The 13,971-nt window shown below is 74.2% G+C and carries 13 protein-coding genes; 8 read left to right on the top strand and 5 right to left on the bottom strand.

Annotated elements, in window-relative coordinates; genetic code table 11:
* Positions 1 to 96 precede the first annotated feature (96 nt).
* Positions 97 to 684 (top strand): sigma-70 family RNA polymerase sigma factor, encoded by a 588-nt coding sequence (locus tag AB0G35_RS14585; protein ID WP_360948383.1) that lies wholly within the window; start codon positions 97 to 99, stop codon positions 682 to 684.
* A 2-nt stretch (positions 685 to 686) separates the two neighbouring features.
* On the top strand, positions 687 to 1,448 hold the full coding sequence (locus AB0G35_RS14580) for a hypothetical protein (RefSeq protein WP_360948381.1): 762 nt from the start codon (positions 687 to 689) through the stop codon (positions 1,446 to 1,448).
* A gap of 77 nt (positions 1,449 to 1,525) precedes the next feature.
* Here AB0G35_RS14580 and AB0G35_RS14575 read toward each other — a convergent pair whose 3' ends face one another.
* Positions 1,526 to 2,962 carry a VOC family protein gene (locus AB0G35_RS14575; RefSeq protein ID WP_360948379.1) on the bottom strand — a complete coding sequence of 479 codons (1,437 nt, stop codon included), beginning with the start codon at positions 2,960 to 2,962 and terminating at the stop codon, positions 1,526 to 1,528.
* 483 nt (positions 2,963 to 3,445) lie between these two features.
* Here AB0G35_RS14575 and AB0G35_RS14570 point away from each other — a divergent pair, with 483 nt between their 5' ends.
* Complete coding sequence (locus AB0G35_RS14570; RefSeq protein WP_360948377.1) at positions 3,446 to 4,651, top strand: sialidase family protein; 1,206 nt, start codon at positions 3,446 to 3,448, stop codon at positions 4,649 to 4,651.
* A 9-nt stretch (positions 4,652 to 4,660) separates the two neighbouring features.
* On the opposite strand, the gene AB0G35_RS14565 is transcribed toward AB0G35_RS14570, so the two are convergent.
* Positions 4,661 to 5,056, bottom strand: a complete 396-nt coding sequence (locus AB0G35_RS14565; protein ID WP_030411227.1) for an STAS domain-containing protein — start codon at positions 5,054 to 5,056, stop codon at positions 4,661 to 4,663.
* Positions 5,057 to 5,361: 305 nt separating this feature from the next.
* On the opposite strand from AB0G35_RS14565, the gene AB0G35_RS14560 reads away from it, so the two are divergent.
* The 5 genes from AB0G35_RS14560 to AB0G35_RS14540 all read left to right on the top strand — a co-directional run bounded on the left by AB0G35_RS14560 (position 5,362) and on the right by AB0G35_RS14540 (position 10,471).
* Positions 5,362 to 6,123, top strand: coding sequence for a DeoR/GlpR family DNA-binding transcription regulator (locus AB0G35_RS14560; RefSeq protein WP_360948375.1), 762 nt, complete (start codon positions 5,362 to 5,364; stop codon positions 6,121 to 6,123).
* Positions 6,124 to 6,333: 210 nt separating this feature from the next.
* On the top strand, positions 6,334 to 7,656 hold the full coding sequence (locus AB0G35_RS14555) for a sugar ABC transporter substrate-binding protein (protein ID WP_360948612.1): 1,323 nt from the start codon (positions 6,334 to 6,336) through the stop codon (positions 7,654 to 7,656).
* Entirely contained in the window at positions 7,637 to 8,620 is a 984-nt protein-coding gene (locus AB0G35_RS14550; protein WP_360948373.1) for a sugar ABC transporter permease, read from the top strand. The genes AB0G35_RS14555 and AB0G35_RS14550 overlap by 20 nt, the downstream gene beginning before the upstream one ends.
* Positions 8,617 to 9,465 (top strand): carbohydrate ABC transporter permease, encoded by an 849-nt coding sequence (locus tag AB0G35_RS14545; RefSeq protein ID WP_360948371.1) that lies wholly within the window; start codon positions 8,617 to 8,619, stop codon positions 9,463 to 9,465. The genes AB0G35_RS14550 and AB0G35_RS14545 overlap by 4 nt, the downstream gene beginning before the upstream one ends.
* A gap of 13 nt (positions 9,466 to 9,478) precedes the next feature.
* A complete protein-coding gene (locus AB0G35_RS14540; RefSeq protein WP_360948369.1) occupies positions 9,479 to 10,471 on the top strand; it encodes a zinc-dependent alcohol dehydrogenase family protein in 993 nt (330 codons plus the stop codon).
* A gap of 24 nt (positions 10,472 to 10,495) precedes the next feature.
* Here the strand turns inward: AB0G35_RS14540 and AB0G35_RS14535 are convergent, their stop codons facing one another.
* From AB0G35_RS14535 to AB0G35_RS14525, 3 genes are all read right to left on the bottom strand, one after another.
* Positions 10,496 to 11,509: a winged helix-turn-helix domain-containing protein gene (locus AB0G35_RS14535; protein WP_360948367.1), complete on the bottom strand. Its 1,014-nt coding sequence runs from the start codon at positions 11,507 to 11,509 to the stop codon at positions 10,496 to 10,498.
* A 222-nt stretch (positions 11,510 to 11,731) separates the two neighbouring features.
* Positions 11,732 to 12,205, bottom strand: a complete 474-nt coding sequence (locus tag AB0G35_RS14530; protein ID WP_360948365.1) for an NUDIX domain-containing protein — start codon at positions 12,203 to 12,205, stop codon at positions 11,732 to 11,734.
* A 3-nt stretch (positions 12,206 to 12,208) separates the two neighbouring features.
* Positions 12,209 to 13,756, bottom strand: coding sequence for an ATP-dependent DNA ligase (locus AB0G35_RS14525; RefSeq protein ID WP_360948363.1), 1,548 nt, complete (start codon positions 13,754 to 13,756; stop codon positions 12,209 to 12,211).
* Positions 13,757 to 13,971: the final 215 nt, after the last annotated feature.

Genomic DNA, 13,971 nt, shown 5'->3' with positions numbered 1-13,971 from the left:
CACCCGGTCAGCGGTGCACGGCCGACGGAACGAGGACTGCTCGTGAGCGCAGACCGGGACCGACTTCTACCGGCGTGCGCCCCGGCGCACGCCATCATGAGGGAGTTAGCCGCACTCCCCCGGTACCCGACTCCCGCCACACCGGACCGGTCCGACCGCCACCTTTCGATAACCTTCGAGGCCTTCCTCGCGACCCATGCCCGCAAGTGGCTGACCTACGCCTATCTGCACACGGGCAGCGAGCCCGCGGCCCGCGAGGTCACCCTGGCCGCCTACGAGCAGCTCGGCCGGCTGTGGCCGCACGCGCTGCGGCAGGCGTCGGTGGAGGCGTACGCCTGGTCGGTCCTCAAGGAGCGGGTGGTGGAGTGGCTCTACGACCACCAGCAGCCCACCGCCCTCACCGAGACCGCCGCCTTCGCCGTCGTCACCCACGCCCTGCTGCGCGAGTGCCAGCAGCAATTCGCCATGCTGGAGAGCCAGTTGGGGCTGTACGCGGCGATCGCCAGACTGCCGGAGCGGCAGTGCGACGTGATCGTGCTCCGGCACGTCATCGGCTACAGCGACGCCCAGATCGGCGCCCTGCTCGGCGTCGACGAAGTCACCGTCCGCTCCTACGCGAGCCGCGGCAAGCGCAAGCTCGCCGCGGCGCTCGGTATCGATCAGGGAAATCCCAGGGGGAACTGACCATGTCGCACACCCACTCCGCCGACCGCCAAGAGACCGTCGAGACGCTGCTCAGCGCCGCCGCCGCGGTGTCCGGGGCCGACGGACCGGCGGGCCTGTACGGTCTCGACGGCCCGACGCCGCCCGGTGGCCCCCGCCGGATCGGCGTCCCCGTTGCGGCGGGCGCGCTCGCGGCGGACGGGGCACGGCCGGCCGGGCCGGCGGGCCGGGTGGACCGCGCCGCGCCGAGCGGGTACCCGAGCGCCCGGGACGAGGCCACCCATGAACTCCAGCTGGCCTGTGCACTGGTGGTGAACGCCGCGGCGGCCGCGGCCAGTCTGGAGCGGCTGGTCAACGACCACCGCATCGACCCCGAGGGCGCGCTGGTCTTCGCCTGTCTGCTGCACATCACGGGCCGCACCGACGCGGCACACTTCTGGTGGCACTTCGGCGCCGGCGCCGGCAGCCGGACCGCCGCGTACTGCCTCTACCTCTCGCACCGCCGCAACGGCGAGTACCGCGACGCCGCGTACTGGCGGGAGCAGGCCGCGCACGGGCCCGACGAGGAGCGTCCTTCGGTGGCCGCGTTCGACGAGAAGCAACTGCTCCCGGACGCGGCCCGGCACAACCTCCTGGTGCAGTGGCACAGCGGGCTCGCGCCGACCCTGCCGGCCGCCCTGGAGCATGTGATCAACCAGCTCGTCGTGGACAGCGACGACGAGGACTTCGGGGAGATCCCGCGTCCCTCCCCCACGCTGGTGCGGGACCTCGGCCGGACCACGTAGCCGGGCGCCGGTGGGAGAAGGGCGCACAGGAAGCAGCGTGTCGTCGCGCTCCTGGGTGAGCAGGGGCCAAGGGGTGATCAGGGGGCGGGGACCGGTTCCGCGTCGATCAGCTCCCCGTGGTCCAGGGCGCGTAGCGCGGCACCCGCCCGGAGGGTGAACAGCGCCTGCCGCAGGGAGCGGTCCTGCTGCTCGGCGTAGAGGGCGAACGGGTCGGCGACCGGGCGGCCGATCGCCCCGGCCAGCCGGTCGGTGTCGTAGGGCGCACCGGCCAGGCCGGCGTCGTGGCGGCCCGCCCCGGTCAGGTTGGAGCGGAAGATGCCGGCGGCGGAGCGCGGCAGGAAGTCCTCGTAGACGATCGGGTGGGCGGTGAGCCAGCCGTGGGTGAGCAGACCGGCCAGGTCGGCGGGCGGGCGCCGGCCGTCCCGGGGGCGGGCCGGCACCGCTCGGTAGGTGAAGAACGCCAGGTGGGAGACGGCGAGTTGGTGTTCGGAGCCGGGGAAGCCCTGGAGCCAGAGGCAGCGGGCGGTCTGCTGGCGGTCGGCGTCCGGGCGCAGCGCCGTCCTGCGGTCGGTCTCGGCCATGAGGTGGTCGTAGCGGGCCCGGCCGGCCCGGGTGAGGGCGATCCCGCGCGCCTCGACCTCACCGAACCGGACGCGCAGCGCGCCGCGGGTGAGCCGGCCGTCGGGCTCGCGGAAGGTCCGGGTCTCGGCCAGGGCCCGGAAGGAGGTCTGGCGCAGCAGGACGTCCGGGCCCTCCCAGCGCGGGGGGCCCTGGATCCGGTCGATCATGGTGATGCCGCGTGCGCCCATGCGGCGGTGGAGCGCGTCGATGTCGAGGACGCGCGGGGTGAGGTGGTTGAGGTGGGTGGTCGTCACCCCGCCGATGTCGGCGGCGACGGCACAGACCCGTTCCAGTTCGGCGTACCAGGCGCGGTCGACCGGCTCCGGTGAGAGGGCGAACGCGGCGGCCGCAAGGGTGAGGAAACGTTCGGCCTGGGGATCGGGGAGCCCGCCCTCCGCCTCGGCGCGGGCGGCCAGGGTGAGGAGTTCGGGCGGGAAGAGCTGCCGGCGGGCGAGGAAGGCGCCGAGCCGGGCGGCGAGGTCCGGGGGGAAGAAGCGGCGGTCGGAGGTGGTCAGGAGAGAGGTGAAGACCCGGAAGGGGTTGCGCTCCAGTTCCTCGGGGGCGGTCGGCCGGAAGGCGGTCGAGACGACGGGCACCGCGCCCTCGCCGCCGTCCCGCAGGTCGTAGAAGCCCACCGGGTGCATGCCGAGCGCCGCGAAGACCTGGGCGGCCTGCCGGAGTTCCTCCGGTGTGCCCACGCGGATCGCGCCGTGGCGTTCCACGCCCACCCGGCCGAGGCCGCCGAGCCGGTCGGCCTCCGGGTCCCGGGCCGCAACCTCGTCGTTGATCTGCCCGGTCACCTCCAGCAGCGTGGTGTACGCGGGGACTTCGGTGCCGTACATGACGGACAGCCGGCAAGCGAACGCGGCGCGCAGTTGCCAGGTGGGGACCATACGCAGCTCCGGGGGACGGGGACGGGGACGGGAGGGATGCCGGGCGGGGTCGGATGAGGGGGTGCCGGGCGGGGTCGGATGAGGTGGGGCTCCGGGCGGGGCGCGGTCACCCCGCCGCCGACGATCACCGCGTCGGCCCGTTCGGGGCGGGGCGCCGCGGCGGTGGCCGATGCCGCGTCGGAAGCCATCCGGTCCGCCTTCCCGTTGTGGAGGTGCGGGAACCGGTGCCGGCCGGGCACCGGTGGTGCAGTGGATGACGGGCGTGCCGTCGCGCGTCCGTGGGGCGGGGTGGACGCGGGTGTTCCGGGTTCCGGAACTGCGGGGTTCCCGGTCCCAGGGTTTCCGGGCGGGGCGGGGTTGCGCAAGGTGGCCGTCTGCTCCGGGCGCGCGGTCCGGTCACCCCGACGGGGCCGGTCGGCGCGCCCGCACGGACGGCCTCCCGCAGGCTGGAGCGGCCCCCGTCGTGTCCGCCTGGAGGAACCGGTGCCCGCAGCCGCCCGCTCCCGCGCCCTGGCCGCGCTGCTCGCCGCGGGCGTCGGCGCCGCCCTGCTGACCGCACCGGGGGCGCCCGCCGCCGGCACGGTCCCGGAGGCCGGCCGGGGAGCCGCCGGGGGCGCGCTGTTCGAGACCACGGATCTGGCGGTGTCCGGGCAGGGCGCGCACACGTACCGCATCCCCGCGCTGGCCACGCTCCGGGACGGCACGCTGATCGCGGCGTACGACCGGCGGATGGACAGCGCGGCCGATCTGCCGGGCGATGTGGACGTGATGGTGCGGCGCAGCCGGGACAAGGGGCGCACCTGGAGCGCGCCGCGGGCGGTGGTGGACTACGACGGCGGGGTGGGTGCCGGGGATCCGAGCCTGCTGGCGGACCGGACGACCGGGCGGGTCTTCCTCTTCCACGCGTACGCCCCCAAGGGGGTCGGTTTCGGCACCGCGGGCGCCGGCAACGCGCACGACAGCACCACCGTGCTGCACACCGATTACAGCTATTCCGACGACGGCGGCCGCAGCTGGCGGCACCGCCGGATCACCCGCGCCCTCAAGGACCCGTCCTGGCGCGGCATCTTCGCCTCGTCCGGTGCCGGCAGCCAGCTGTCCGGCGGGCGGCTGCTGCAGCAGTACGCGTTCCGCAAGGCGGACGGCAGCATGTGGGCGGCGAGCGCGTACAGCGACGACCACGGGGCGACCTGGCGGCTGGGAACGCCGGTGGGGCCGCGGATGGACGAGAACAAGACCGTGGAGCTGGCCGACGGGCGGGTGCTGCTCAACAGCCGCACCACGAGCACGCCCCGGCGGCTGGTCGCGCACTCGCGGGACGGCGGGCTGTCCTACAGCGCCCCGGCGGCCGACGACGAGCTGCCCGACCCGGCCAACAACGCCTCGGTCCTGCGCTACGACCCGGCGGCGCCGGCCCGCCGGCCGCGGGCGCACTGGCTGCTGTTCAGCAACACGGCGAGCGCCCGGGCCCGGGAGAACCTGACCGTGCGGGGGTCGTGCGACGACGGCGAGAGCTGGCCGGTGGCCCGGACCGTGGTGCCGGGGCCGGCCGCGTACTCGACGCTGACCCGGCTGCCGGACGGCACGTTCGGGCTGCTCTACGAGTCCGGCCCGTACCGGAGGATCACCTTCGCCCGGTTCAACGGGGCCTGGCTGGGGATGCGCTGCCCCGGGCCGTCACCCGGGTGAACCGCCGCTTCACACGGACGGGTCCTCGACGGCGGGCGGCCAGGCCGGGCGGGCGCCGTCGGGGACGGCGGCCAGCGCATGGCCGACCGTCGGGTAGCAGGAGAAGACGCCGAGCGACTGGGTGCCGACCAGCAGCCGGAGCATCCGTACGCCCAGGGACGCCAGCAGCAGCCGGCCCTCCAGGCGGCGGCACAGCCACTCCAGGGCCAGCAGACAGCTCAGCCCCCGGGAGTCGCAGAAGCGCAGGGCGGTCAGGTCCAGCACCAGGAAGCGGTGCCCGGCCGAGACCACCGACCGCGCCTCGGCGAGGAAGGCCTGCTCGGTGCGGAGGTCCAGTTCCCCGCTGACGCGCAGCACCGCGCACTCCTCCGCCTCCACGACCGAGGTGACCGCCAACGACCGCATCTCCGAGCTCATGCCGTCCAGACTATGCGGCGCGGCCGCCGGCACCACCGCTGCGTGTGGCCGGAACGGACCGGGTGGTCCCGGTGGGCCGCGGGCAGCTCAGGGAGGCGGTACGGGCAGCCGCCCGGTGGCCCGGCCGGTGCATCGGCGGTCTGAAGCGGGCAAAAACGGGCAGTTTTCCTGTCGCTACGGGCAGACCTTCGGTCGTCCCCGGTTGCTATAAACCTGATGCGGGCGGAAACGGGCAGGCCCGTGACCGAACGGAAGCCACCGGAAACCGCCGGAACACCGGGCAGGAGTGAGCCATGAGGGCCGAGGAACGCCAGCACCGCATCCTCGCGCTGGCCCGGCGTTCCGGCCGGGTCGAGGTCGCCGATGCCGCGTCCGAGTTCGGCGTGGCCCGCGAGACCGTCCGCCGTGACCTCAGCGAGCTGGAGCGCCGCGGGCTGGTCCGGCGGACGCACGGGGCGGCGTACCCGGTCGAGAGCGCCGGTTTCGAGACCACGCTCGCCCGGCGGGAGACCCAGCAGGTGGCCGAGAAGCGGCGGATCGCGGCGGCCGCCGCGGAGCTGGTCGGATCCGCCGAGACGGTCTTCGTCGACGAGGGCTACACACCCGAGCTGGTCGCCATGCTGCTGCCCACCGACCGCCCGCTGACCGTGATCACCGCCTCGCTGCGGACCGCGTCCCTGGTCTCCGCCTCGGAGTCCGCCACCGTCCTGCTGGCCGGGGGCCGGGTGCGCTCCGGGACGCAGGCGACGGTGGGCTCCTGGGCCCGCGACATGCTCTCCCGGTTCGTGATCGACCTGGCGTTCCTCGGGGCAAACGGCGTCTCCCGGGAGCACGGACTGACCACCCCCGATCCGGCGGTCGCCGAGGTGAAGGAGCAGGCCGTCCGCTCCTCCCGGCGGCGGGTGCTGGTCGGGGTGCACAGCAAATTCGGCGCCAGCAGCTTCTGCCGGTTCGCCGAGGTCGGCGACTTCGACACGATCGTCACCGACGCGGGGCTGTCCGCTCCGGAGGCCCACCGCTACTCCCTCCTGGGGCCGCAGGTGCTCCGGGTCTGACCCCGGGCCCGGACGGAACCGGTCCGCACAACACCATCAAGCCGCCGCCGAGGCCGCACCCCACGCGGGCCCTCGTGCGGTTCCCCACCGTGCCTCGGCACGACTCCGTATCCCCGACATGCCGACATGCAGTGAAAAAGAGAGGTATGAGCCGTGCGAGCACGATCCCCCGGGGCAGGCCGCGGCCCCCGCGCGGCGGCACTCACCGCCCTGGCCCTGGCCCTGTCGCTGTCCACCACCGGCTGCTACCGCGGCGCCGGTGACGCGGGCAACGACGGCCGCAACACCCTGAACGTCCTGATGGTCAACAACCCGCAGATGGTGGATCTCCAGAAGCTCACCGCCGAACACTTCACCAAGGAGACCGGCATCAAGGTCAACTTCACCGTGCTGCCGGAGGACGACCTGCGCGACAAGATGAGCCAGGACTTCTCCAGCCAGGCCGGCCAGTACGACGTCGCCAGCCTCAGCAACTACGAAACCCCCCTCTACGCCCGCAACGGCTGGCTCACGGAACTCGGCACCCGCGCCGCAAAGGACCGTGCCTTCGACCAGAACGACATCCTCGCGCCGCTCCGCAGCTCGCTCACCGCCGCCGACGGCAAGGTCTACGCGGAGCCGTTCTACGGCGAGTCGTCCTTCCTGATGTACCGCAAGGACCTGCTCAAGGCCGCCGGGCTGACCATGCCCGCCCACCCGACCTGGCACCAGGTCGCCGCCCTGGCGGCCAAGTTGGACGGCTTCCGCAAGGGCATGAAGGGCATCTGCCTGCGCGGCCAGCCCGGCTGGGGCCAGCTGGCCGCCCCGCTGACCACCGTCGTCAACACCTTCGGCGGGACGTGGTTCGACAAGGGCTGGAAGGCACGGGTCGACAGTCCGGAATTCACCCGGGCCACCCGGTTCTACGTCGATCTGGTCCGCAAGCACGGTGAGGCGGGCGCCCCGCAGGCCGGCTACACCGAGTGCCTCAACGACATGCAGCAGGGCAAGGTCGCCATGTGGTACGACGCCACCGCCGGCGCCGGCTCCCTGGAGACCGCCGGCTCCAAGGTCGCCGGCAAGATCGGCTACGCCCCCGCCCCCGTCGAGCGCACCCGCACCTCCGGCTGGCTCTACACCTGGGCCTGGGGCGTGCAGAAGGCCAGCACGCACCAGGACGCGGCCTGGAAGTTCATCCGCTGGGCCTCGGGCGCCTCGTACGAACGGCTGGTCGGCCGGGAGTTGGGCTGGTCGCGGGTGCCCGGCGGCAAGCGGGCCTCGCTCTACCGCAATCCCGACTACACCCGCTCCGCCGGCGCCTTCGCCGCGGCCACGCAGCAGGCCATCGGCTCGGCCCGGCCCGGCGACCCCGGTGTCCAGCAACGCCCCGCCCCCGGGATCCAGTTCGTCGGCATCCCCGAATTCTCCGACCTCGGCACCAAGGTCTCGCACGAGATCAGCGCGGCCATCGCCGGCAGGCAGAGCGTGCCCGAGGCCCTCACCAAGAGCCAGCGACTGGCGCAGGAGGTGTCCGATGCCTACGCAGACCACTGAACCGGCCCGGGAGGCCGCGAGCCGGGGCGTACCGCCGGCCGGCGGCCCGGCCGCCCGCGCCCGCCGCACCGAGCGGGCCAAGGACTGGGCCCGCCGCGCCCCGCTCCTGCCCGCCCTGGTCTTCCTGATCGTCGTCACCCAGCTCCCGTTCGTGGCGACGGTGGTGATCTCCTTCACCCGCTGGAACGCGCTGGCCCCCGACAACCGCGGCTTCGCCGCCTTCGCCAACTACCGGGCGGTCTTCACCGATCCGGCGCTGCGGTCCTCGGTGGGCACGACGGTGCTGCTGACCGTGACCGTGGTGCTGGTCAGCCTGGTGCTCGGGCTGGGCCTGGCGCTGCTGCTGGACCGCAGCTTCCGCGGCCGCGGGATCGTCCGCACGCTGCTCATCACCCCGTTCCTGGTCGTTCCGGTGGCCTCCGCGCTGCTGTGGAAGCACGCCCTCTACAACGCCTCGTACGGGCTGATCAACGGCTCGCTGACCTGGATATGGGGGCTGTTCGGCAGTGACAGCCCGCCGCAGCCGGACTGGATGACCGAGGTGCCGCTGGCCGCGGTCGAGGTGTCGCTGATCTGGCAGTGGACGCCGTTCATGATGCTGATCCTGCTCGCCGGGCTGCAGAGCCGGGCGGCCGACGCGGTCGAGGCGGCCCGGATGGACGGGGCGTCCGCCTTCGACATCTTCCGCTGCCTCACCCTGCCGCATCTGCGCCGCTACCTCGAACTGGCCGCGCTGCTGGGCACCGTGTACGTCGTCCAGAACTTCGACGCGGTGTTCACCATCACGTCCGGAGGCCTGGGCACCGCCAACCTCCCGTACACCATCTACCAGACCTTCTACCAGGCCCACGACTACGGACGGGCGTCCGCGCAGGGCGTCGTCGTGGTGGTGTGCTCCCTGATCGTGGCAACCTTCGCGCTGCGTACCGTCTCGTCCCTGCTGCGCGAGGAGGTCACCCGATGAACCGCGCACCCCTGACCCGGCGCCGGCGGCGGACCGGGAGCCTGCTGGGCCTGGCGGCCTGGCTGTGCGGCATCGCCTTCTTCCTGCCCGTCGCGTGGATGGTGCTGACGTCCTTCCACAGCGAGGCGGACGCGGCGACCAACCCGCCGAGCGTCGGCGCGGGGCTGACCCTGCACGGCTACCGGGAGTTCTTCGGCTCCGGCAGCGGCGTCAGCCCCTGGCCGCCGCTGGTCAACTCCCTGACGGCCTCGGTGGTGTCCACCCTGCTGGTGCTCGCGCTCGCCGTCCCGGCCGCGTACGCCCTGGCCATCAAGCCGGTACGGAAGTGGAGCGACGTCCTCTTCTTCTTCCTCTCCACGAAGATGCTGCCGCTGGTGGCCGGGCTGCTGCCGGTGTACCTCGTCGCGCAGAACACCGGGCTACTCGACAGCGTCTGGCTGCTGGTCATCCTCTACACGTCGATGAACCTGCCGATCGCGGTGTGGATGATGCGCTCGTTCCTCGCCGAGGTGCCGGTGGAGATGCTGGAGGCCGCCTCGATCGACGGCGCCGGGCTGACCACCACCCTGACCCGCATCGTGGCCCCGGTCGCCCTGCCCGGCATCGCCGCGACGGCGCTGATCTCGTTCATCTTCAGCTGGAACGAGCTGCTGTTCGCCCGGGTCCTGACCGGGATCGTCGCCGGTACGGCGCCGGTGTTCCTGACCGGACTCGTGACCAGCCAGGGCCTGTTCCTGGCCAAGGTGTGCGCCGCCGCCACCGTCATCTCCCTCCCGGTGCTCGTCGCCGGGTTCGCCGCCCAGGACAAGCTCGTCCAGGGCCTCTCGCTCGGAGCCGTGAAGTGAAAGGAACCGCCATATGAAGGCCGCAGTGATCAGCGCCCCCGGCAAGGTCGAGGTCACCACCGTCGACGACCCGGCCCCCGGCCCGCGCGAGGTGGTGGTGTCGGTCGCCGCCTGCGGGCTGTGCGGCACCGATCTGCACATCCTCCAGGGCGAGTTCGCGCCCACCCTGCCGGTCGTGCCGGGCCACGAATTCGCCGGTATGGTCGTCGCCCGCGGCAGCGCGGTCACCGAACTCGCCGAGGGCGACCGGGTGGCCGTCGACCCCTCCCTGTACTGCCACGAGTGCCACTACTGCCGGATCGGCCGCAACAACCTCTGCGAGCGCTGGGCCGCGATCGGGGTGACCACGGCCGGCGGCGCCGCCGAGTTCGCCGTGGCTCCGGTCGCGAACTGCGTCAGACTCCCCGACCACGTGCGCACCGAGGACGCGGCCCTGATCGAGCCGCTGTCCTGCGCGGTCCGCGGCTACGACATCCTGCGCTCCCAGCAGCTGGGCAGCCAGGTGCTGATCTACGGGTCGGGCACGATGGGCCTGATGATGCTGGAACTGGCCAAGCGGACCGGTGCGGCCGGCGTGGACGTGGTCGACCTCAACCCCGAGCGGCTGGCCACCGCCCGCACGCTGGGCTGCAGCAACGCCGCCGGCTCCGCCGACGAGCTGGACCGGCCGCGCGGCTGGGACGTGGTCATCGACGCCACCGGCAACGAACGTGCCATCCAGGACGCACTCGGCCGGGTCGGCAAGGGCGGCACGTTCCTCCAGTTCGGCGTGGCCGACTACGCCGCCCGCGCCGTCATCGAGCCGTACCGGATCTACAACCAGGAGATCACCATCACCGGCTCGATGGCCGTCCTGCACAGCTACGAACGCGCCGCGGAACTCTTCGCGGCGGGCGTGCTCGACCCGGAGGTCTTCATCAGCGACCGCCTCCCGCTGGGCGACTACGCCGGGGCGCTCGACCGTTTCCGGGCCGGGCAGGGCCGCAAGATCCAGGTCTGCCCGTAGGACGGGGGACGTCTATGCCCTCACTCACTCCGGCAGGCGTGCCGGTGCGAGCTCACCGTGCAGCAGCGCGGTGCCGAGCGGGGTGAGGGCATGGACGACCCGGCCGCCGTCGCGCCGGCTGCGGGCCAGGCCGGCCGCACGCAGGGCGCTGACGTGCTCGCTGGCCGACGGTGCGGAGACCCGTAGGCGGCGGGCCAGTTCACCGGTGGTGGCGGGTGCGTCGAGGGCGGCGAGGATGCGGGCCCGGGTCCGGCCGAGCAGGGCGGACAGGGCCTCCGGACGGACGTTGCGGGTGGCGGCGGGCGCCCGGACGGTGAGGTGCTCCACCGGGTGGACGAGGACCGGCGGCAGTCCCGGGTCGGCGAGCGCGATGGGCCGGCCCCAGCAGAAGTGCGACGGGATCAGCCGCAGCCCGCGGCCGCGCAGATGCAGCTCCCGCTCGCACGGATAGGCCACGGACAGCACCGGCGGGTCCCAACGCGCGGCGGGGAAGAGGGAGTTGAGCATGCCGTCCACCCCGCCGCGGCAGAACGCGCGGGTGCGGGCGGCGCGGTCGCAGCCGACCATGGCAGCCACCTGTGTCCAGTCGGGGGCGACCACGGCGCGGTGCACTTCCCCGAGGGCGGCAGCCAGTTCGTCGAGCGGCTGCCGGCTGCCCGCTGCCAGCGCACCGGTCCAGCGCGGCAGCCGGGCCGGCAGCGCGGCCCGGGCGGCCTCCGCGAGCAGCCGCTCGGCGGGCGTGGCGCGGAGCTCCGCCAGGCCCGCCGCGAGCCCGTCGCGGGCCGCGTCGGGGGTGAGGAAGTCCGGGAAGTAGCGGGCGTCGGCCGGGGCGAGCGCGCTGATCAGCCGGGCGGCCCGGCCCAGGCCGCGGGCGTGCAGTTCGCGCCGGGCCCGGGCGCGCCAGGCCGCGTACACCGGCGCCCCGGGGCCGGCCGGCACCAGTTGGTGCATCGCCAGCACCGTCTCCCAGAGCGGGTCGGGTTCCGCGGCGATCTGCACCCGCGCGACGTCCCGGTCCTCGAAGTGGATGCGCAACATGCGGCCCCCGCGGCATGCTCATGACCCCGTTGCCCAAGCCCCCGTTCCGGGCCTCCCCCAGGCCCCGCCGTCAGCCTGCCGGTCGGGGGACGGGGTGTCCAGGGCGGCCGGCGGCCGGCCGTGTGCGCGGGGGTGAAGGCGGGGAGCGCGGGGCGCGTCCCACGGCGGTCCGGCGGCCGGTTCCGGCCAGGGCGCGGGGGCCCGCTCCGCGTGCCCCGGAGGTCAGTTGCCGCCGGTGAGCCGCTCCGCGAGGCGTTCCAGGAAGACCCGCTGCCCGGCCACCAGCCGCCCGTGCGCCTCGTCCGGGGAGAACCACGCCACCCGGTCGATCTCCGGGAAGCTGCGGACCGTACCGGAGCCGCGCGGCCATTCCATGGTGAAGGTGCCGGGCACGATCCGTTCCGGGTCCAGATCGCCCTCGACGGCCCACACCGTCACCACCTTGCCCCCGGACTGACGGGTCTCCCCCAGGGGCAGGTACCTGCCGTCGGGCGGCGGCATCCCGAGCTCCTCCTCGAACTCCCGCCGGGCGGCGGCCCGCGGTTCCTCGGGCGGCAGGTACTCCCCCTTGGGCACGGACCAGGCTCCCACGTCCCGCCGGGCCCACAGCGGGCCGCCCATGTGCGCCAGCAGCACCTCGACGCCGGGCCCGGCGCCCCGGTACAGCAGCAGCCCGGCGCTGCGCCGCGGCGCCACGGCCTACGCCTGCCCGCCGGGATGCGCGGCGAGCACGGCCTGGACCGGGTCCGCGTCCGCGGCCGTCTTGTCCTCCCGGTAGCGCACCACGCGCGCGAACCGCAGCGTCACCCCCGCCGGGTAGCGCGAAGACGTCTGCAGCCCGTCGTAGGCGATCTCCACGACGAGTTCCGGCCGCACGGTCACCACGTACCCGTCGTCGGACACCGCGAGTTCCCGGAGCCGCTCGGTCTGCCAGCTCAGGACGGCGTCGGTGAGCCCCTTGAAGGTCTTGCCGAGCATGACGAACCCGCCGTCCGGGTCGCGGGCGCCCAGGTGGAGGTTGGACAGCTTCCCGGTGCGCCGGCCGTGCCCCCACTCCGCCGCGAGCACCACCAGGTCGAGGGTGTGCACGGGCTTCACCTTCAGCCAGGCGGCGCCCCGGCGGCCCGCGCTGTACGGGGCGTCGAGCGCCTTGACCATGACGCCCTCGTGGCCGCGGTCGAGCGTCCGGGTCCAGAACTCCTCGGCGGCCGTGCGGGCCGCGGGGTCGGCCGGGTCCTCGACGACGCACCGCCGCACCCGCATCGGCTCCGGCACCAGCCGCGCCAGCTCCGCATACCGCCGGGCGCCCGGCAGTTCCAGCAGTTCCCGGCCGTCCACCGCCAGGACGTCGAAGAAAACCGGTGAGAGCGGCAGCGCGGCCTGCGCGGCGGCGACATCGACCCGCGACCCGAACCGGCCCGCGACCTGCTGGAACGGCACCGGGCGGCCGTTCGGGCCGAGGGCGATCACCTCGCCGTCGAGGATGAAGCGGGTGGCCGGCAGCTCCCGGGCCGCGGCGGTCACCTCGGGCAGCCGGCCGGTGACCTCGTCCAGCGTGCGGGTGTAGATCCGTACGTCCTCGCCGTCCCGGTGCACCTGGACGCGGATGCCGTCGAGCTTCTCCTCCACCGCGCAGGCCCCCAGTTTGCCGATGGCCTCGGCCACGGACTTCGCGCTGTGCGCCAGCATCGGCCCGACCGGACGGCCGACGGTCAGCCGGAAGCGGGTCAGCGCCGCCGGCCCCTCGGCGAGCAGCTCCCGGGCCACGTCCTGCAGCGAGCCCGCGAGCATCACCGCCCGCCGGACGTCCTCGGCGGGCACCTCGGTCGCCGCGGCCAGCCCCTCGACCGCGAGCGCGTCCAGCGCACCCTGGCGCACCTCACCGGTCAGCAGCCCGACCAGGAACCGCTGCTCCTCCGCGGTCGCCGCCCCCAGCAGCTCCCGCACCCGCCGGCGCCGCTCCGCCTGCGCCCCGGCCCCGGCGACCCCGGCCAGCCCGGTCAGCGCCGCGTCCGCGTCCCGTACGGTCAGCGTGGCCCGGCCCGCCGCCGGCACCGGCTCGCGCAGGACGCTCCAGCCGATCCCGATCCGCCCCTGGGGCAGCCTGCCGGCCAGATACGGGATGACCACCGGGACGTCCTCCGGCGCCGCGGCCCGGAAGAGCCCGGCCAGCAGCGCGATCTTCCGCGACCGCGCCGAGGTCGCGGCCACCTTCCCTGACACCTGCGCGAGATCGGCCAGCAGCACAGTCCCATGGTGCCTCCGCAACGCCCGCGGCGCAGGTGGGCCGCCGTGAAGTAGCCGCACGCACAAGCAGGTTCCGGGCCGGACGGGCTGCGGCTCAGCCGGTGTGCCCGGTGCCGCGCGGAGGGCGACGCCGGTCGGAGGGTGTGCGAGGGCCCCGGAGGACCTCATGGCGCACGGTCCGGAGGGAGCAGCTCCACCCGGAGCCGGGCGCCCGC

Origin of the sequence: Streptomyces sp. NPDC021749 (assembly GCF_040640655.1) — a bacterium.
Classification (GTDB): domain Bacteria; phylum Actinomycetota; class Actinomycetes; order Streptomycetales; family Streptomycetaceae; genus Streptomyces.
This window is presented reverse-complemented; position numbering and strand designations above follow the sequence as displayed.

What these genes read in the sequence shown, in the direction of transcription:
- AB0G35_RS14550 (WP_360948373.1), top strand. Translation starts at nt 7,637, where the DNA reads ATGCCTACGCAGACCACTGAACCGGCCCGGGAGGCCGCGAGCCGGGGC.
- AB0G35_RS14560 (WP_360948375.1), top strand. Translation starts at nt 5,362, where the DNA reads ATGAGGGCCGAGGAACGCCAGCACCGCATCCTCGCGCTGGCCCGGCGT.
- AB0G35_RS14575 (WP_360948379.1), bottom strand. Translation starts at nt 2,962, where the DNA reads ATGGTCCCCACCTGGCAACTGCGCGCCGCGTTCGCTTGCCGGCTGTCC.
- AB0G35_RS14580 (WP_360948381.1), top strand. Translation starts at nt 687, where the DNA reads ATGTCGCACACCCACTCCGCCGACCGCCAAGAGACCGTCGAGACGCTG.
- AB0G35_RS14545 (WP_360948371.1), top strand. Translation starts at nt 8,617, where the DNA reads ATGAACCGCGCACCCCTGACCCGGCGCCGGCGGCGGACCGGGAGCCTG.
- AB0G35_RS14565 (WP_030411227.1), bottom strand. Translation starts at nt 5,056, where the DNA reads ATGCGGTCGTTGGCGGTCACCTCGGTCGTGGAGGCGGAGGAGTGCGCG.
- AB0G35_RS14540 (WP_360948369.1), top strand. Translation starts at nt 9,479, where the DNA reads ATGAAGGCCGCAGTGATCAGCGCCCCCGGCAAGGTCGAGGTCACCACC.
- AB0G35_RS14535 (WP_360948367.1), bottom strand. Translation starts at nt 11,509, where the DNA reads ATGTTGCGCATCCACTTCGAGGACCGGGACGTCGCGCGGGTGCAGATC.
- AB0G35_RS14585 (WP_360948383.1), top strand. Translation starts at nt 97, where the DNA reads ATGAGGGAGTTAGCCGCACTCCCCCGGTACCCGACTCCCGCCACACCG.